The sequence below is a fragment of the Taklimakanibacter albus genome (assembly GCF_016595235.1).
GTDB classification, from domain to species: domain Bacteria; phylum Pseudomonadota; class Alphaproteobacteria; order Rhizobiales; family Aestuariivirgaceae; genus Taklimakanibacter; species Taklimakanibacter albus.
In genome coordinates this window covers 872575-890613 of sequence record NZ_JAENHL010000008.1, presented here as the reverse complement: position 1 = coordinate 890613, position 18039 = coordinate 872575, and the positions used below count along the sequence as shown (strand labels likewise).

Genomic DNA, 18039 nt, shown 5'->3' with positions numbered 1-18039 from the left:
AATTTGGATCGTTACGATCCAAATTCATAAACGTGATCGATTCTCATATGTTAGCGCGGGATTCTCGCGAAAAACCGGCATCCACTTTTTCGCATCCCGCGCTAGTTTACATTGTTGCCGCTGACTGTGAGATTTGCCGGTATCGTACCATTGCTGCCGGCGAGCTCGGGCGTTGCCTCATCGCGATAATTCATCCCGATGATGGCTTTGCGCGATTGTGCGATCATATTGCCGGTGATGCTTATCGGGCCGGCACCTTGACTGACCGAAGCGGCGATCGCGAGCGGACATTGCCGCAAGAGATTGCCGGTGACCATGATGTTGCGGGCATAGGCGCCCCAGCCGGCGGAAATGCCGATATCGGAAACCGCCTCGATCACATTGCCCGTGACGATTGTATCGGCCTCGGCGCCGATGCCTGTGCCGCGCTTTTCGGGATTGGAGCCACCACCGGTAATGTCGCGGACGACATTATTGGCGCAGACCGCGAGCCGGCCGCCTTCGTCCAAGTTGGTGATGGATATTCCGGCCGCCGCCGTCTCGACGATATTGCCAGAGACGACCGCGCCGTCGAAGGCGAACTCCACATAGATCGCCGTTTCACCAAGCCGCGAGCAGGAGTTATTGACGATCTGGCTGTTGCGCCCTGAATTGTTGCGGATGGCACTATAGCCGCAATCGCTGACGCGGTTATGGCTCACCAGCACATTGCCGGCGCGGAACACGACGATGCCATTGCCATTCTGGCCCGAGCCGCCATCATCGAAGCGCACACGTTCGATCCGGTTGCCGGTGACGATTGTGCCATCGGGGCGTTGCTCGCTGGTCCAGACCTGGATACCATTATTGCCAATGTCACTGACGTGGTTGGCGCTGATCTCGAGCCCGACCGAATCGAGCGCGAATATGCCGGTCTTGCCGATCTCCGCAACGCGGTTCTGCTCGACGCGGCCGGCGCATTGACTGAGCTTTAGACCGCTGCCGGCGAAATCACGGAAGTCGCAGCGGGAAATCGAAAGACTTGCACAGTTGCGGGCTGCGACCAGCGCTTCATCCCTGCCAAAAGTTTTGTCCGATCCTGAAAATCCGACACCCTCGAGAGCGGCCAAGCCCGTTTCGATGACGAATATGCCCGTATTCTTCGTCGTGACGAGCATCGTCTGGCCAGCTATCCCAAGGATGACCACGGGGCGATCGATCCGAATATCGGATACCTGATAACGCCCGCCCGGCAATAGCAGAGCCACACCGCGTTCGGCCGCCTTGGCGATGGCCTTGCGGAGTGCCGCCGATTGATCGCCTTTGCCGTCAGGCTTGAGACCGAGATCGGTCGCGGAGATGAAAGCCTGTGCGGCCGCTGCCGGGGCGGAGGTGCCGGCAGCAGCGCCGATCGCCGCAAGCGGGGCGGCACCGGACATGAAGAAGCGGCGTGAGAAATCCATTTATGAAACTCCTCGCTCAAGACCTGCAAGTCATATGCCGTATATCAGCAGCGGCAGAAAAAGGGCGACCTGACTATTCCGCCGCCTTTTGTGCGTAACCAAGACGCTCATTGAGCCGGTCCAGCAGCTTCTGCGCCGCTTCGGGGATCACCGTCCCCGGGGGGAATACGGCGGCAGCGCCGGCCTCCAGCAGGGTGGCCACGTCTTCCGGCGGAATGACACCCCCGACAATGATCATGATATCGGGACGGCCGGCCTTCTCGAGCGCCGCCTTGAGAAGCGGCACATGAGTCAGATGGCCGGCGGTGAGGGAAGAGACGCCGACGACATGCACGTCGCTCTTGGCCGCGAGATCGGCGACTTCTTCCGGCGTCGAGAACAGGGCGCCTACTTTGACGTCGAAACCCATGTCGCCAAAGGCCGAGGCGATGACTTTCTGGCCGCGATCATGACCGTCCTGGCCGATCTTGGCGACCAGAATGCGCGGCGGCCGTCCGTCGGTCTCGCGGAAAGCCTCGACCGAGCGGCGGGCGGCCTCGAGTTTTGGATTGTTCTTGGCGGCCGCTTCGTAGATGCCCTTCACGGCGCGACTCTCGGCGGCATGCCGGCTCCAGGCCTTTTCAAGCGCGAGGGATATCTCGCCGACCGTTGCCTTAGCGCGGGCCGCATCGACGGCGGCGGCGAGGAGATTGCCATCGCCGCTCCTGGCGACGAGCCCCAACTGGTCGAGCGCCGCCTGGCAGACGCGCTCGTCGCGCTCGGCCTTGAGGCGCGTGAGCTTTTCGATCTGCCGGGCCCGCACCGCAGAATTGTCGACCTTCAGGATGTCGATCTCCGCGTCGGTGCCATGAACATATTTATTCACGCCGACAACGGTTTGCTCGCCTGTATCGATGCGGGCCTGGGTGCGGGTCGCCGCCTCCTCGATGCGCAGTTTCGGGATTCCGGCTTCGATGGCTTTCGCCATCCCGCCCATGGCCTCGACTTCCTCGATATGCCGCCAGGCCTTGGCGGCGAGGTCGCCGGTGAGGCGCTCGACGAAGTAGCTGCCGCCCCACGGATCGATAACGCGGCAGGTGCCCGCTTCCTGCTGGAGGAAGAGCTGCGTATTGCGCGCGATGCGGGCGGAGAAGTCGGTCGGCAGCGCCAGCGCCTCGTCGAGCGAGTTGGTATGGAGCGACTGGGTGCCGCCTTGAGTGGCCGCCATCGCCTCGATACCGGTGCGCACCACATTGTTGAAGACGTCCTGCGCGGCGAGGCTCCAGCCCGAGGTCTGGCAATGCGTGCGCAGCGACAGCGAGCGCTCATCCTTCGGATCGAACTGCTTGATGAGTTTGGCCCACAACATGCGGGCGGCGCGCATTTTCGCCACTTCCATGAAGAAGTTCATGCCGATCGCCCAGAAGAAGGAAAGGCGCGGCGCGAAGCGGTCGATATCGAGGCCGGCGGCAATGCCGGCGCGCACATAATCGAGTCCGTCGGCGAGCGTATAAGCGAGCTCGAGATCGGCGGTGGCTCCCGCCTCCTGCATATGATAACCGGAGATCGAGATCGAATTGAATTTCGGCATCTTTTCGCTGGTATAGGCGAAGATGTCGGAGACGATGCGCATCGACTGTTTGGGCGGATAGATATAGGTGTTCCGCACCATGAATTCTTTGAGAATATCGTTCTGGATCGTGCCCGAGAGCTTCTCCGGCGCCACACCTTGCTCTTCGCCGGCCACGATATAGAGCGCCATGATCGGCAGCACGGCGCCATTCATCGTCATCGACACGCTCATCTTGTCGAGCGGGATGCCGTCGAAGAGCGTGCGCATGTCGAGAATGGAATCGATCGCGACGCCGGCCATGCCGACATCGCCGGCGACACGCGGATGATCTGAATCATAGCCGCGATGGGTAGCGAGATCGAAGGCGATCGACAGGCCCATTTGTCCCGCCGCCAGATTTCGCCGGTAGAACGCGTTGGAATCCTCCGCCGTGGAGAAGCCGGCATATTGCCGGATCGTCCAGGGTTGGGTGACATACATGGTCGGATAGGGCCCGCGCAGATAGGGCGCAATGCCCGGCCAGGTATTGAGGAAGTCGAGGCCGGCGACATCGGCCGCATCATAGGCCGATTTGACCGGAAGGCCCTCCGGCGTCTGCCAAACGGAAGGTTTCGTCGGCGAAGACGATGGGGCGAATGCGATCTTGCTGAAGTCCGGGATGCGGCTCACGCGGCAGCTCCCGCCGTTTCGAAGCTTTCGGCGAAACGAATAGCTGCGAGCGGCCCCTTCGCCATGGCGCTACGCGGCACATCCTCGATCGAAGGGGCCGCCTCCTTCGATGGTTTATAAGCGGTCACGCCGATGATGGTTTCCGCCTTGCTCTCAATGCGCGCGATGCGTTCTTGGCGTTTTGCGGCGATTTGTTGGCCAACATGCCCGCTGACGACCGCGGCGACAATGCCACCTTGCTTCTCGATGTCCTGAAACAGAGCCCAGGCCTTGTCGCACAGGCTCGCCGTCAGATGCTCGACATAACCCGAGCCTGAGGCGGGATCACTGACCCGCCAGAGCTGCGACTCTTCCTGCAGCACCGTCTGCGTATTGCGCGCGATGCGGCGGGCGAATTCATCCGGCAGACCCTGCGCCAGCGAGAAGGGCAGCACGGTGATCCGGTCGGCGCCGCCCAGCGCCGCGGCGAAGACCGCTGCCGTGATACGCAGGATGTTGGTATGCGGATCACGCACCGCCATCATGCGCCATGAGGTTTCCGCCTGGACGGTGATTGCATCCGTCGCCAGTCCCGATGCTGTCAGGACGCGTGCCCACAACAGGCGCGCGGCACGAAATTTCGCCAGCGTGACGAACATGTCCTGGCCGGCCGACAGAGTGAGCGCAACCGCGCGTTTCAGCTGAGCATCGCCGAGGTGATCGAAAGCCCGCAGATAGGCGACGCCGCTCGCCAGCATGAAGGCGAGCTCCTGCGCGCCGCTCGCACCAGCGTCATGCCAGACGACGCCCGAAGCGTCGGCGAAAGGTCCAGCAAAATGCCGCGCGTGCAGGGCCGTCACCGACTGCCGCAGGTGACTCGCGTAATCCGGATCAATCTCGCCATGAAGGGCGCCATTGCCGATCGGGTCGATGCCGAAACTGAGGCTTAGCCTTTCGGGATCGATGGGCTGAGTGGCGATCCATTGCGCCACGGCATTGGCAGCGACATCGCCGTGCCGCCCCGCTTCGAGGCGCAGATCGATCGCGTCGACGCGGATGCCGTTCAGAAGCCGCGCGATGGTCTTGCGATCCGGCGTCTCGAGCCCGAAGCCGCGAGCGCCCGGCGCATCGGCGAAGACGAGGTGAAGTCCGGTCGCGCCGTGATTGAGGTCATCAAGTGCCTGCGCATTGGCCTTCGCGGCGTCAGGATGATCGACACGCTGCATCACCGTCCAGGGCGTCTGCTCAGGCCGGCGGACGGCAGTGCTGTCTCCGCCTGTGTAAAGCGGCGCGATGGCAATGCCATCCATGGAGCGCGAGAACAGACGTTTCTCGAACCCTGCACCTTTGAGAACCGCATCGACGCGCTTGCGCCAGGCATTTTCATTTGCTGCCGGGAATTCCGACGCGAGTGGCAATGACCCTGCGTCAGACATAGCTGCCAAGACCCGGAATAGAGCTTGCCACTTGCTTGACCAGATCCTCGCCCGCGACCTCTTTGGCGTAGCCGAGCGTCTCGCTGCCGAGCTGCTTGATCTGCTCCATATTGAGGCCGGCCGCCTGCAATTTGGTGATCGCCGCCAGGGGGCCGCCCATCAGCCCGCCGCCCAGCAAACCGAGAAGCCCGCCGCCGCGCGCGCCGTCACCACCATGCGTTCGGGCCAGTTCTTCGGCGCCCGGCAGCTTCGCGAACAGCTCACCGACCTTCTGCTGATTCCCTTGTGATTTGACCAGCGACAGCATGATCCCCAACGCCTTCTCGGCGCGTTTGGGATCGAGTCCCGTTTTGGTCACAATTCGGGCAATCAGCTCCTGCATGAGCGGCTCCGGCGTGTTTGAACTCGCCAGCTTTTTATAGCAGATTGGCGCGCGTGCAAGGCGAATACGAGGGAATGAACGGGACTATGGCTGACAATGTGATCTTTCTGGGCAAGGCGGACAAACGCGAAGACCTCTTCCTGCCTATGGCCAATCGCCACGGCCTCGTGACCGGCGCCACCGGCACCGGCAAGACCGTCACGTTGCAGATCATGGCCGAGGGCTTCTGCAAGGCCGGCGTTCCGGTCTTTGCCGCCGACGTGAAGGGCGATCTCTCCGGCATCTCGCAGGAAGGCACGCCGCAGGATTTCCTCCTCGAGCGCGCCAAGAAAGTCGGTTTCGAGGATTACGGCTTCGAGGCGACGCCGACCATTTTCTGGGATCTGTTCGGCGAGCAGGGCCATCCGATCCGTACCACCATATCCGAAATGGGCCCGCTGCTCCTGTCGCGCCTGATGGGGCTCACCGATGCGCAGGAAGGCGCTCTCAACATCGCCTTCAAGATCGCCGATGAGGAAGGCCTGGCGCTGCTCGACCTCAAGGACCTGCGCGCGCTTCTCTCCGATCTCGCCGATCGCGGCAAGGAATTGCGCACCGATTACGGCAATCTCAATGCCATGACCATCGGCTCGATCCAGCGTCGCCTTGTGGTGATCGAGGAGCAGGGTGGCGACAAGTTTTTCGGCGAGCCGGCGCTCGACATCAAGGATTTGATGCGCACCACGCGTGACGGTCGCGGCTATATGAATATTCTCGCCGCCGACAAGCTGATGTCCTCGCCGCAGCTCTATGCCACTTTCCTGCTCTGGCTGCTCTCCGAGCTGTTCGAGGAGCTTCCCGAAGTGGGCGATCCCGACAAGCCGAAGCTCGTCTTCTTCTTCGATGAGGCGCATCTGCTGTTCACCGATGCGCCGGTCGGCCTGTTGCAGAAGATCGAGCAGACGGTGAAGCTCATCCGCTCCAAAGGGGTGGGCGTCTATTTCGTGACGCAGAACCCGCTCGACGTGCCGGAAAGCGTGCTGGCTCAAATGGGCAATCGCGTCCAGCATGCGCTGCGTGCTTATACGCCACGTGAGCAGAAAGCGGTGAAGACGGCCGCCGACACTTTTCGCCCCAACCCCAAATTCAAGACCGACAAAGCCATTACTGAGCTCGGCAAGGGCGAGGCGCTGGTCTCGGTGCTCGATCTCAAGGGCGTGCCGACGATGGTCGAGCGCACCATGATCCGGCCGCCGGAAAGCCGCATGGGACCGATCACGCCGCTGGAGCGTGACAAGCTCATCAAATCGTCGCCGGTCTATGGCCAGTATGACGAGGCAGTCGATCGTGACTCGGCCTATGAGAAGCTGGTGCAGCGCGCCGGCGAGCGGGCCGCGGCGCAGGAGAAGGCGGCCGCCGACAAACAGGCGGCGCGCGAAGCTCGCGCGGCGCCGCGCCAGCGCGAATCCGCCACCGACCGATTCATCAAGAACGTGGCCGGCAGCGTCGGCCGTCAGGTCGGCTCCATGGTGGTCCGCTCGCTCGTGCGCGGCATTCTCGGCGGGTTCTCGCGGAGATGAAGTCTCTCCGCTCCGGCCTCTCTCTTGCGGGAGAGGCCGGGCACGGACGGCTGATCAGATCTCGCTCAGCGCCTGTTCCAGGCTGACATGGCCGGCGAAGCCGCCTGAGCCCTTCACATCCTCACCGCGCTCGATCGCGTGGGCGAACTTCACCGCCGGATCGTTCTCGAGACGCTCGAACAAGGCTTGCACGGCCGGGAAATCCTTGCGGTCGACCACATTGTGGTATTTCGTCCAGCGCGCGATGCCGATGAAATAGGCGTCGGCGAGCGTGTGCCCATTGCCTAGAAGCCAGGGATCTTTGCCCAGCATCTTTTCGAGCTCGTGATGTGCTCTGGTGACGTTGGCGGCGCCATAATTTCTCAGAGCCTGCTTCTCCTCCGGTTTCATCGTGTCGTGCTCGAGCGCATACCAGAGCGGGCTGAAGGCGTTGAAGAAGCTGGTGTTGAGATAAGCGAGCCGCTGGTTCAGGCGGTCGAAATCGGTGGTGCCCTGCTTGAAGCCAATTCCTTTCGCGATGCCGCGAGCGCCCAGATGGTTCATGATCGCCAGGCTTTCGCTGATGATATGTCCATCTCCGGTCTTGAGGGACGGCGTCTCGCCGACCGGATTGATGCGGCGGAAGGCCTCACTCTGCACGACCTCCGGCATCTGGATGCGGCTGAGACGATAGGGCTCACCCAGCCATTCAAGGGCGACGATCGAGCCGAAGGAGCAGCCGGAGGGAATGCCATAGAAGAGGATCGGTGTCATTTGGTGGGTCTCCTGTGTTGACACCGATGATATAAATTCATGGACTTATTGGCTGTAGACACGAAGTTTGCGCTTTAAAGTCCATAAATATAGACTATGAGACATGTATAACCTCAATGATCTCGTCTTCTTCGTGCAGGCTGTGGAGACCGGCAGTTTCGCCGCAGCGGCTCGCAGGCTGGGCCAGCCCAAATCGACGGTGAGCAAGCGCGTGGCCGTGCTCGAGGCAGCCCTGGGCGTGCGCCTCATCCACCGCACCTCGCGGCATTTCGCCCTCACCGAGCTCGGCCGCGATGTCTATGACCATGCCCGCGCCGCGGTGATCGAAGCTGAAGCTGCGGAGACCATCGTCCGCCGCCGCCAGGCCGAGCCTTCCGGCACGGTCAGGATCACCACCTCGGTGCCGACTGCCCAGTTTCATCTGGCCGATCGGCTGCATGAGTTGGCGCGTTCCTTCCCCAAGCTCAGCCTGGAGCTCCATGTCACCGACCGCTTCATCGATCTCGTCCAGGAAGGCTTCGACATCGCATTGCGCAGTCATTTTGCGCCACTGCCGGATTCAGGCCTGATGCAGCGCCGCGTCGCCTCCGAGCCGATCATCCTCGTCGCAGCCCCCGATTATCTGGAAGCGCGCGGCGAGCCTTCCAACCCTGAAGCACTGAAAGAGCATGATGGCCTCATCGTCTCGGCCACCGCGCGCAGCTGGCGTCTGGCAGACAAGGACGGGCATCTGGAAGAGGTCGAGCCCAGGCTTCGTCTTGCCGCCGACGAGTCGGTCGTCCTCATGAAGTCCGCGATTGCCGGGCTGGGTGTCGCGTGCCTCCCCGCAAGTATCGTTGCCGTGGCGCTGAAACAAGGAATCCTCAGGCACGTGCTGCCGGACTGGATGGCCGGCAGTGTCACCACCACACTCTTGACGCCGCATCGCCGTGGTCAGTTGCCTGCCGTCCGCGCCGTGATCGAGTTTTTGTCCCTGAAACAATAAAGCGGCGGGCCGCAAGGGGCGAACCGTGGGATCAGGATCAGGATCAGGATCAGGATCAGGATCAGGATCAGGATCAGGATCAGGATCTGGCTTCGCTGCGACGAGGAAATGTCTGAGCTGCTGAGATCACAAGATAATATTCGGCAGGGCGGGCCGTCCGGTTCTCCACCCAGTGCTCCACATCCGCCTCGAAATAGAGCGTATCGCCTTCTTCCAGGATGGCCTCGATCTTGTCTACGCCCACGACGATGCGCCCTCGCGAGGCCAGCACATGTTTGGTCACGCCCGTGGGATAGGGCGGCAACTTGCCGGTCGATGTCTTGGCGGGCAGGTGATGCAAGACGACTTCGACGGGAATCCCGGCCATGAGAGGCGAAAGAAGATGGCGCTCGAATCCAGTTTCGGCATCCCTGAATATTTGCCGCTGGTCCTTGCGCACCAGTGCGAAGGCGCGCCGTGCCGTTCCATCATCGCCCACCAAGGTTGAAAACGAGGTGCCCAGCGCCTGTGCGATGCGTTTCGCCACGCCGATGGTCGGGCTCTTTTCACCGCGCTCGACTTTGGAGAGCATTGCCCTGCTGACGCCCGACAGTTTCGCGACTTGCTCCAATGTCAGATCGGCTTGCTCACGCAGGAGCCGGACCCGATTACCGAAGGCGCTGCCTGCCGGATCTTGCCTGCCCGTTCTTTTCACCGCCGCCGACCGCGCCATTCCGAATCACTTCCAGCCTTCCCGTCTCGTCATCTCCACTTTAGGCAGGGGCGCGTCCCCTGTCACATCCCCTGGATCAGGCGACGGCAGCGTTCATGGCCGATGAAAGCGCGGACAAGGCGGGTCCGAGACGCTCCGGCGGCAGATAGCCGAAGCCCAGCCGGAAGATTCGACTGCTTTCGCCGAACCAGGCTCCGGAGGCCAGCTGCAGATCGTGATGAGGCAACAGGCTCCAGAAGCGCGAGACGGCCGCATCATCGAAGACATCGGAGCGCAGGCGCAGGCAGCACAATGCGCCGGCATTCGGCCGCACCCATTCGATACGCTTGCGTTCGCCTTGGCGCCACGCCGCCAGTTCTGCGAGAGCACCGGCGAGCAACCGGCGTCGTGATGTGAGCACAGCTTCCCGGTTGCGCAGGAGAGCCGTGGCGAGTGTCTCGTCGAGCACCGAGCCCGAGATCACGGTGTTCATCTTGGCGACGGTCAGGCGCGATCGCAGATCGGCGTCCGCCACCGTGAGCCAGCCTGTCCGCAGGCCCGGCGCGCCGAGTGCTTTTGAGACCGATGCGCCGGTCACGATACGTGGATCGAGCTGAGCAAGGCTGTCGACCGCGAGATCATCGCCATAGGTCGCCTCCCGATAGGTCTCGTCGACGAAGATAATGGCGTCCGGGGATCGCTGCTTCACCAGGACGAGGAGCTTCTCAATTTCAGAGCGGGAGGCCTGAACGCCGCTTGGATTCTGTGGGGACGCTAGGCTGACCAACTTGGTTTTCGCCGACAGGCTCGCCGCGATCCGGTCCAACTCCAACCGATAGCCATTGTCGAAGGACAGCTTGATCTCACGGATGCTGACCCCGGCGCCGGAGAGGATGTCGCGACTGGGCGGAAAACAGGGCGTCACGAGGACGGCTTCGTCGCCGGGCCGGCAGGTCTCAAACGCGAGAAGAAAGAGGCCGAGCGCGGTGCCTTGTGTCGTGATGATCTGTTCGGCCGGCGTCTTGCAGGCATCGGCAATGGCTTCACGAAGGGCTGCCGCGCCGGTGGAGGTCCCATAGCCGAGTTTCAGGTCGCGGATACTTTCGAGACCGCCCGCCAGATCGAGAAGCTCGCCAAATGTGAGGTCTTGGGAAGTACTTTCCGCCAGGTTGAACGGCCGGTTCACATCGAGGAGCGATATGATCTCGTTATACGGAAATCTCCCGCGCCACACGCGCGTGGTCGATTGAGAGATGCTCATGTCATGGCTTTCTAAAGAGCGGTGTAGCGAAAGGCGCCGTCGCTTTCAGTGATTTTACCGATACCCGGAAATTCGAGATGTGAGCCAGCTACGAAAAAATTGGGTTTGGCCGCCTGGCGCAACATCCTGTGCCGCGTCACGCACGCCTGATCCTGATCGGTGTCATATTCCCAGGTGAGCTCCGGCCGCTCGAACTGGATCGACGGCACATGGACGATATCTCCCCAGATCAACAGAGTTTCGCCGGCGCTCGATACCTCGAAGGCGGTATGGCCGACCTCATGACCATGGGCCGCGATCGCGGTGACACAGGGGCTCAGCTTGAAGCCGTCGCCGAGCGGCATACGGCGCTGTTGAAACCGGGCCAGCCGGCCGATGCTGTCGAACATCGAGATTTCCTCTTGCGGAATAAGCAGCCGGGTGAGGTTCGGAAAGGCATCGGTCCCATCGGCGGCCACCAGGCCGTGGACGTGGTCTGCATGCGTGTGCGTGACAGCGACGGTCGTGATATTGTCCCGCGCCACCCCCGCTTCGGCCAGGGCGCGTGGCAGCAAACCCATCGTCGGCTCCCAGGCATTCGCCGCGCCCGTGTCGATCAGAATGTGCTGGCCGTGATCAATGATGAGAAATGCATTGACCGACAGCCGGAGCATTCCCGCGACCAGATCCACTTGCGCTGGCAGATCTGATCCAAAGGGGCGATCACCGGCCTGCCGCAAGCGGCTGGGCGGCATGTCGACATAGCCGTCGCGAAGGGCGATCACCGTGATCTCGCCAAGGGCGTATCGGGCATAATTGATTCCGGAATCGAGCTTTTTCATGCACGCGCCTCTCGCTTTCAAGGAGATCGATGGCCGCGCGACATCGGTCGCCACGCTGCAAGCCGGCGTTCGCAAGAATTCTACTATAGAAGAAAGTCTTCTACAAGCATTACCTTCAACTGTATTGATGCCTGTCGCTACCAGGCGATAAGGAGGACTATCTGCAGGCCGGCTGGGAGCGTCTGATTTGGTCGAGAAGCTCCTTCACTCCCTGCGAAGCAGTTGACGCGTAGGCCTCGCAGAAGCCTTCCAACTGGCCACTATCCGTCACGCAAAGGCGAGTCTTTCTGTCAGCATCGGTGCTGAGGGTAGTCTGGCCATGAGGTCTTCGGCGGCGGCCGTGTTGACTGTTGCCCATTGGATGAAACTTATCATCACCTGATGGCCGGGGGCCTCGCCATGATACATCTCGAGCCAGGTTATGAACTGGTTGGTCTGGTCATATCTTTCATGCAAGGCGAGAAGTTCTTCTGTGTGTCGCCCGGCCAATGAGATCGGGTCGTCGAAGGGGCGAAACAGAATATTGTACAGAAGAAATCCTAGAAGTCCGGCGAGCAGCCAGCCTGTAAGCGCGAACGCGGAAAGGAGCATACGGCGAAGCGTCATGCCCGACCTTCTTTGTTAGATGATCTCATCCTCATCGAAGAGCGGCGCCTGCGCCAGCTCGCCGCCAATGCGGCCGATCCGGGCGCGTGACGTTTCGGGATCCTTCACCCGGGCGATGTGAAAAAGCGCGTCGCCGCGATTGACGATCGGCAGATTGGTGCGCCCGATGATGATGCCGTTTTCAGGCGAGATGACCGGCACGGCGCGCTCGCCGAAGGGATCTGAGATCTCGCCGATCGCTTCACCTTTCACCACCTGGTCACCGGTGACCGGTCCGGCGCGCAGAAGGCCGCCTTCCGGCGCCCTGAGCCAGGCGCTCGAGGTCGAGATCGCCGGCGGCACTTTGCTGCGCGCGATATTGGTGGGGGCGATCATGCTGAGCCACTTCATCACCCGCAATATGCCGATGACGCCGGCGCGGATGGCGATCTCGTCGAAACGCAGCGCCTCGCCGCCTTCATAAAGCAGCATCTTCACGCCATGGTCGCGCGCGCATTGGCGCAGTGTACCCTCGCGCAATTTGGAGATGAGAATGACCGGCGGGCCGAAGGCTTCTGCCATCTGCAGCAGATCGGGCTCGTCCGGCGCGATGCGGATCTGCGGCAGGTTGGTGCGGTGCTGCGCGGCGGTGTGCAGGTCGATGCCGTAATCGCTTTTCAGCACCACCTCGCGCATGAACAGATCGGCTACGATCGAGGCGAGCGAGCCGTGATCCGAGCCGGGGAAGGAGCGGTTGAGATCACGCCGGTCGGGCATATAGCGCGAATGGCTGATCAGGCCGAAGGCGTTGACGACCGGTACGGCCAGCAGCGTGCCGGCAAGGCTGTGCAAGGTGCGATGACGGATCACCCGGCGGACGATCTCAGCACCGAGAATCTCATCGCCATGGACGACGGCGGAAAGGAACAGCACCGGTCCTGCCTTCTCGCCATGGATGACATGGACCGGCAAAGTCAGCGGTGTGTGATTGGAGAGCGCGCTGACCGGCAAGTCGACGGTCTTGCGTTCGCCCGGATCGAGCGTCGTGGTGCCGAGGCGGAACGGCTTGGCGCTCATGCGCTCATCCCTTGCCTTTCGTCTTCGTGCGCCCGGGCCGCGCTTCCGCTTCGAGGAACTGGATGATGGCGGCGGCGACATCGACGCCGGTCGCCTTTTCGATGCCTTCGAGGCCCGGCGAGGAGTTGACCTCCATGACCAGAGGCCCGCGGCTCGACTGCAGCATGTCGACGCCGCAGACATTGAGGCCCATGGAGCGCGCCGCCTTCACCGCCGCCGCTCTTTCCTGGCGCGAAATGGTGATCTTATCAGCCTGGCCGCCGCGATGCAGGTTGGAGCGGAAGTCACCCTTGGCGCCGGAACGCAGTATGGCGGCGACCGGCTTGCCGTCGACAACGAAGACGCGGATATCGCGCCCTTCGGCTTCCTTGATGAATTCCTGCACCAGAATGGCGATATCGGCGCCGTGGAACGCCTCGATGACCGACTTCGCCGAATTATGGGTCTCGCTCAGCACCACGCCGATGCCTTGTGTACCTTCCAGAAGCTTGATGACGGCCGGCGCGCCGCCGACGATCTCGATGACGTCGTCGGTGCGTGTCGTGTCATTGGCAAAAGCGGTGATCGGCAGGCCGACCCCGTCGCGTGCCAGGATCTGGAGCGAGCGCAATTTGTCGCGTGAGCGGCCGATGGCCACGGATTCGTTGAGCGGAAAGACGCCCATCATCTCGAACTGGCGGAGCACCGCCAGGCCATAGAAGGTATGCGACGCGGCGATGCGCGGGATGACGGCGTCGAAACCCTCGAGCTTCTCGCCCATATAGCGCAATTCCGGCTTGCGCGAGGTGATGTTCATATAGCAGCGCAGATAATCGACAGGCACGATCTCATGGCCGCGCGCCTGCGCCGTCTCGATGATGCGCTGATGCGAATAGAGCTTGGGGTTGCGGGTAAGAAGCGCGATTTTCATCGTGACTTGGACTTCATCTTCTTGGGACGTTTGCTTCTGACGAAGGTGCGGCTCGGGTCGACCAGAAAAGTGCCCTTGATCGAGTTGCGACCGATCAGCATGGCGGCACCCATATCGGCGCGTTGGGTGAGGGTGATTTCGGCATCGAGAACATGGTCGCCGATCTCGATCTGGGTGGAGATCACCGCGCGCAGCTCGATATGGCCATTCGAGCTCTTGATCCGGCGCAGGTCATGCAGCGGCATCTCGCATTCGATCCGCCGGTTCGATCCACTCCGTCGTTGCAGCTTGAACCGCACTTTCATGCGCTTGCCGCGCCCTGATATCTGGATGTCGTCGGCATGCAGCGCCGCCGAGCGGGCGCCGGTATCGATCTTGGCGACGATCGGGCCGGCATCGAGCTCGGGCAGGCGGACCGCTTCCTGCCAGCCGATCGGGACCGGCCCATCTTCCGTATCTATGTCGTCATCCGCCATGGCCTCACCGGTCTAACCGCAAAGAATGGCCCGGAAAAGAGGAAATCGGCTTTGGCGTTACCGGCATTGAGGCACGGGGATCAGGCGCCTTTCGCGTCCTTGTGATACGTATAGCGGAAGGTGCAGCAGGGCGCTCCTTCCATGATTGTCTGTTTGCGCTCCAGCGTGATGGCGGGATCGTAACCCTCGCAGAAGGTGCCGTCGCGGTTGCAGGACAGCAGGTGGCCGATCTTGCCGAGCCCCATTTCCTTGTAGGTTTCGGCATAGCGGCAGCGCGTGATGTCGAAATCGAACTGCTCATCGGTCGCCTTCAGCACCTTCATTTCGAGGGCCCCGTCGGCGGTCCAGAAATCATAGAGCTTGATGAAGTCGGCCATCGAGGTTTGCCCGCCGGGCGCCTTTTTGGCGAATTCCCGGCCTTCGGCAACTGCCGCCTTGCGGATCGCCCGGTCGAGGATCTGGGCCGCTTTCTCTTCGCCGATTTCGGCCGCCATCTCGGCGAAGATCGGGCCGATGACCTGGGCCTGCAGCCGGCGCTTGGTGAGGGTGGGCAATTCGCTCATGGGGAAAACTCCTTTATGAGGCGCGCGGCTCGAAGAGCTCGATGACATTGCCGGACGGATCTTCGACCAGAATCTGCCGGCCGCCTGGACCATCTACGATGTCGTTTCGAAAATAGGCGCCATGTTCGCTGAGCCGCGCGACGGTCGCGGCGAGATCCCCGACCTCGATCACGAAGCGGTTCCAGCCGCCGGCCTCGGGCACGCGCCCATCCGGCATCGGCCGTGCGGCGGAGGCATTAGGCCCCGCGACCCAAAGCGTGAGATCGTCCCGGGCGAGAATGGCCATGTTCGGCCCGAACTGCTGCTTCAGGGTGAAGCCGAGCTGATCTGTATAGAAGGCTACGGATGCTTCGACGTCCTTGACCATGTAGCGGACCGTCGCCATGGCGTCATCCTTCGATCTTGATGGTCTCCGCGATATCTATACCAAAACCGGAGAGACCCACATAGTGGCGCGTGCTCGATGTGATGAGCCGGATCGAATGCACGTTGAGATCGCGCAGGATCTGGGCACCAAGGCCGACATCGCGCCACACCTGCTCGCGGATGGCGGCGCTGCCCGTCTTTTCCGAGCCCATCTTCTGGCCGGCCGGCACGCCCGCGGTGCCTTCGCGCAGATAGACCAGCACGCCGCGCCCTTCGCGCTTGAAGATATCATAGACCGAATTGAGCACATGCGGGGCGCCGAAAATGTCGGCGACGATGTCTTCGCGATGCAGTCTGACGGGGATGTTCTTGCCGCCGCTGATGTCGCCATAGACGAGGGCCAGATGCTGCACGCTGTCAAAGGGCGTCGAAAAGGCGATGCCGCGCACCTTGCCGATCGGCGTCGCGATATCGAACTGGTTTTCCTGGTTGACCAGCCGCTCGCGCGCCTGACGATAAGTGATGAGATCGGCGACCGAAATGATCTTGAGATTGTGCTCGCGCGCGAAGGCGATGACCTGCGGCCCGCGTTTCACCGTGCCGTCGTCATTGACGAGCTCGCAGATGACGCCCGCGGGATGAAGCCCCGCCAGCCGCACCAGGTCGACGGACGCCTCGGTGTGGCCCGAGCGCATGAGCACGCCGCCCGATTTGGCGACCAGAGGGAAGATATGGCCGGGGCGCACGAAGTCGCTTGCCTGCACATTGCCGTTGGCGAGCGCATGCACTGTGGCGGCGCGTTCCTTGGCCGAGATACCGGTGGTGAGACCCTCGCGGTAGTCGATCGAGACGGTGAAGGCCGTGCCGAGCGGCGCATCGTTCAGCGCCACCATCGGGTCGAGCTTGAGGCGGCGGGCATCTTCCGGCGTGATCGGGGCGCAGACGATGCCGCAGCAATAGCGGATCATGAAGGCCATCTGCTCGGGGGTGATCTTGCAGGCGGCGGCGACGAGATCGCCTTCATTCTCGCGGTCGTCGTCATCGACGACCACCACCATCTCGCCGCGCGTGATGGCGGCGATGGCGTCCTCGACGCGGTCGAGCTCGGAATTGGAAGTGGAGGCGGGCTTTGCTGTGTCCATGGCGACGGGTCCGGAAAAGTCCTCGGGGCGAACGGCGTTGTTGGTGAAACTCGCGATCTTGAGAGCGAGGTCGAGAGAAGGGGATGCCCCGGCAATGAGCTGCGAAACACGGCCTTGCGAGACGCCAAGGGCCTTGGCGAGGGCGGATTGCGAGGTGCTGGTCTTATCCAGCCAGTCGGTGAGTTTCATGATTTTGACTTTAGCATCTCTAATAATCAGCGCAATCTGAATATTAGCATTGCTAAATAATCATGCCTGCCCCGCCAAGATGTCTTTGGTGCGGTGCCAGAGCAATTGCATATCGGTTTGCACGTCTTTGGAGGATTCATCACTGATCCGGATGCTGGCTTGGGCGAGCAGATCGTCCGCCCGGTCGTGATTGCCGAGGCCGGCTTCTGCCTTAGCCAGGAAAATGCTGTTCAGCACAGCGTCGTAAGGGCGGTCGTCCGGATGCTCGGAAGCCTCGATCAGGGCCTTGCCGTCCATAAATCGCCCGAGTTCGATCAGGACGGCCGCGCGGCTGAATTTGATCGTGTTGATATGTGAGCCGCGCTCCATGGCCCGGTTCGACCACTCTTCCATGCCGGCGTGCAGATTCTTGTTTCCGTTGACCACGGCCTTAGAGATCAGCGAGTCGAGGATCATCAGTTCTTCCTCGGTCGACATTTCGCCCTTGCTGAGCTCGGTGACGGCGGCTTGTACGATCTCAGCTGGCAACTCGCCATTGCCATGATGGAGGTCATGATGAATGTCCATCAGCCGAAGGGAAGCTGGCGAAAGAGAGGCAACTGGATCCTTCCCGTTCGCGTAGGGCTCCAGGGAAAGCAGATGGCATTGGGCGAGAGGCGTGAGGGATCCATTTTTCTGCTTCAGGAGAAAGGCGATTCTCCTGCCGTCGCTCCATCCGCCATGACCGACCGAGGCGGCATCTGGCTGCAGTGCGAAGGCAATCAGGAATATCTGCGCACAGCTGAACCCCAGAACGAGATAATCAGCGCGCGCCGGCAGCATGTTATAGTACCAGGCAGCCGCCGCGCCGAGCAAAAGCACGATGTTGCACAAGCTGCCGGCGAGCAGCATGAAGAGGTACGCGCCTTTGCGCAGATAGATCTCCTCCTCTATCTGAGTGCAGCCCCCACCCGGATTGCGGTTCAGCTCTATACGAATTCCTCGCCATGTGCGTGCGAAGAAAGGCTCACCCCAGCCAATCGCGATCTTCTTTACGCGCATGCCTGTCGCCATCGCCGCAAAGGCATGCCCGGCCTCATGCGCGACAATGCCGAGCACGCTTCCAATCAGCCAGCCGAAGACAATTTCGAGAAACACGCCGTCTCCCCGTGAGAGTAGTTATCGTGCCAGAAAATGAAGCCTGCGCAACCGTATTGGTGTT

Annotated in this window: 18 protein-coding genes; 2 read left to right on the top strand and 16 right to left on the bottom strand. The window is 61.8% G+C overall.

Going from position 1 to position 18039, the window contains the following annotated elements:
- Window positions 1–101 precede the first annotated feature (101 nt).
- From JHL16_RS27085 to JHL16_RS27070, 4 genes are all read right to left on the bottom strand, one after another.
- Window positions 102–1442: a TIGR03808 family TAT-translocated repetitive protein gene (locus tag JHL16_RS27085; protein WP_200188011.1), complete on the bottom strand. Its 1341-nt coding sequence runs from the start codon at window positions 1440–1442 to the stop codon at window positions 102–104.
- Between the two features lie 73 nt (window positions 1443–1515).
- Window positions 1516–3663 carry a methylmalonyl-CoA mutase gene (gene scpA / locus JHL16_RS27080; RefSeq protein WP_200188010.1) on the bottom strand — a complete coding sequence of 716 codons (2148 nt, stop codon included), beginning with the start codon at window positions 3661–3663 and terminating at the stop codon, window positions 1516–1518.
- Complete coding sequence (locus JHL16_RS27075; RefSeq protein ID WP_200188009.1) at window positions 3660–5060, bottom strand: methylmalonyl-CoA mutase family protein; 1401 nt, start codon at window positions 5058–5060, stop codon at window positions 3660–3662. Before JHL16_RS27075 ends, scpA begins: the two co-directional genes overlap by 4 nt.
- A gap of 10 nt (window positions 5061–5070) precedes the next feature.
- Window positions 5071–5490 carry a DUF2780 domain-containing protein gene (locus JHL16_RS27070; RefSeq protein ID WP_348647326.1) on the bottom strand — a complete coding sequence of 140 codons (420 nt, stop codon included), beginning with the start codon at window positions 5488–5490 and terminating at the stop codon, window positions 5071–5073.
- A 56-nt stretch (window positions 5491–5546) separates the two neighbouring features.
- Here JHL16_RS27070 and JHL16_RS27065 point away from each other — a divergent pair, with 56 nt between their 5' ends.
- Complete coding sequence (locus JHL16_RS27065; protein WP_200188007.1) at window positions 5547–7019, top strand: helicase HerA-like C-terminal domain-containing protein; 1473 nt, start codon at window positions 5547–5549, stop codon at window positions 7017–7019.
- A 54-nt stretch (window positions 7020–7073) separates the two neighbouring features.
- On the opposite strand, the gene JHL16_RS27060 is transcribed toward JHL16_RS27065, so the two are convergent.
- Window positions 7074–7772 (bottom strand): glutathione S-transferase family protein, encoded by a 699-nt coding sequence (locus JHL16_RS27060; RefSeq protein ID WP_200188006.1) that lies wholly within the window; start codon window positions 7770–7772, stop codon window positions 7074–7076.
- 103 nt (window positions 7773–7875) lie between these two features.
- Here JHL16_RS27060 and JHL16_RS27055 point away from each other — a divergent pair, with 103 nt between their 5' ends.
- A complete protein-coding gene (locus JHL16_RS27055; RefSeq protein ID WP_200188005.1) occupies window positions 7876–8757 on the top strand; it encodes a LysR family transcriptional regulator in 882 nt (293 codons plus the stop codon).
- 79 nt (window positions 8758–8836) lie between these two features.
- On the opposite strand, the gene JHL16_RS27050 is transcribed toward JHL16_RS27055, so the two are convergent.
- The 11 genes from JHL16_RS27050 to JHL16_RS27000 form a co-directional block, all read right to left on the bottom strand.
- On the bottom strand, window positions 8837–9469 hold the full coding sequence (locus JHL16_RS27050; RefSeq protein ID WP_200188004.1) for a helix-turn-helix domain-containing protein: 633 nt from the start codon (window positions 9467–9469) through the stop codon (window positions 8837–8839).
- 76 nt (window positions 9470–9545) lie between these two features.
- Entirely contained in the window at window positions 9546–10634 is a 1089-nt protein-coding gene (locus tag JHL16_RS27045; RefSeq protein WP_348647286.1) for a pyridoxal phosphate-dependent aminotransferase, read from the bottom strand.
- Between the two features lie 86 nt (window positions 10635–10720).
- Complete coding sequence (locus tag JHL16_RS27040; RefSeq protein ID WP_200188002.1) at window positions 10721–11530, bottom strand: MBL fold metallo-hydrolase; 810 nt, start codon at window positions 11528–11530, stop codon at window positions 10721–10723.
- A gap of 267 nt (window positions 11531–11797) precedes the next feature.
- Window positions 11798–12136, bottom strand: a complete 339-nt coding sequence (locus JHL16_RS27035; RefSeq protein ID WP_200188001.1) for a hypothetical protein — start codon at window positions 12134–12136, stop codon at window positions 11798–11800.
- Window positions 12137–12151: 15 nt separating this feature from the next.
- Window positions 12152–13192: a succinylglutamate desuccinylase/aspartoacylase family protein gene (locus JHL16_RS27030; protein WP_200188000.1), complete on the bottom strand. Its 1041-nt coding sequence runs from the start codon at window positions 13190–13192 to the stop codon at window positions 12152–12154.
- 4 nt (window positions 13193–13196) lie between these two features.
- The gene (rimK, locus tag JHL16_RS27025) at window positions 13197–14102 is read right to left on the bottom strand and encodes a 30S ribosomal protein S6--L-glutamate ligase (RefSeq protein WP_137858026.1); all 906 of its coding nucleotides are present in this window, start codon (window positions 14100–14102) and stop codon (window positions 13197–13199) included.
- Window positions 14099–14578, bottom strand: coding sequence for an ATP-dependent zinc protease family protein (locus tag JHL16_RS27020; RefSeq protein WP_200187999.1), 480 nt, complete (start codon window positions 14576–14578; stop codon window positions 14099–14101). Before JHL16_RS27020 ends, rimK begins: the two co-directional genes overlap by 4 nt.
- 80 nt (window positions 14579–14658) lie before the next feature.
- A complete protein-coding gene (locus JHL16_RS27015; protein ID WP_200187998.1) occupies window positions 14659–15141 on the bottom strand; it encodes an L-2-amino-thiazoline-4-carboxylic acid hydrolase in 483 nt (160 codons plus the stop codon).
- Between the two features lie 13 nt (window positions 15142–15154).
- A complete protein-coding gene (locus JHL16_RS27010) occupies window positions 15155–15526 on the bottom strand; it encodes a VOC family protein (protein WP_200187997.1) in 372 nt (123 codons plus the stop codon).
- A 4-nt stretch (window positions 15527–15530) separates the two neighbouring features.
- Complete coding sequence (gene ribB, locus JHL16_RS27005) at window positions 15531–16838, bottom strand: 3,4-dihydroxy-2-butanone-4-phosphate synthase (protein WP_200187996.1); 1308 nt, start codon at window positions 16836–16838, stop codon at window positions 15531–15533.
- Window positions 16839–16898: 60 nt separating this feature from the next.
- Complete coding sequence (locus JHL16_RS27000) at window positions 16899–17975, bottom strand: site-2 protease family protein (protein ID WP_200187995.1); 1077 nt, start codon at window positions 17973–17975, stop codon at window positions 16899–16901.
- Window positions 17976–18039 lie beyond the last annotated feature (64 nt).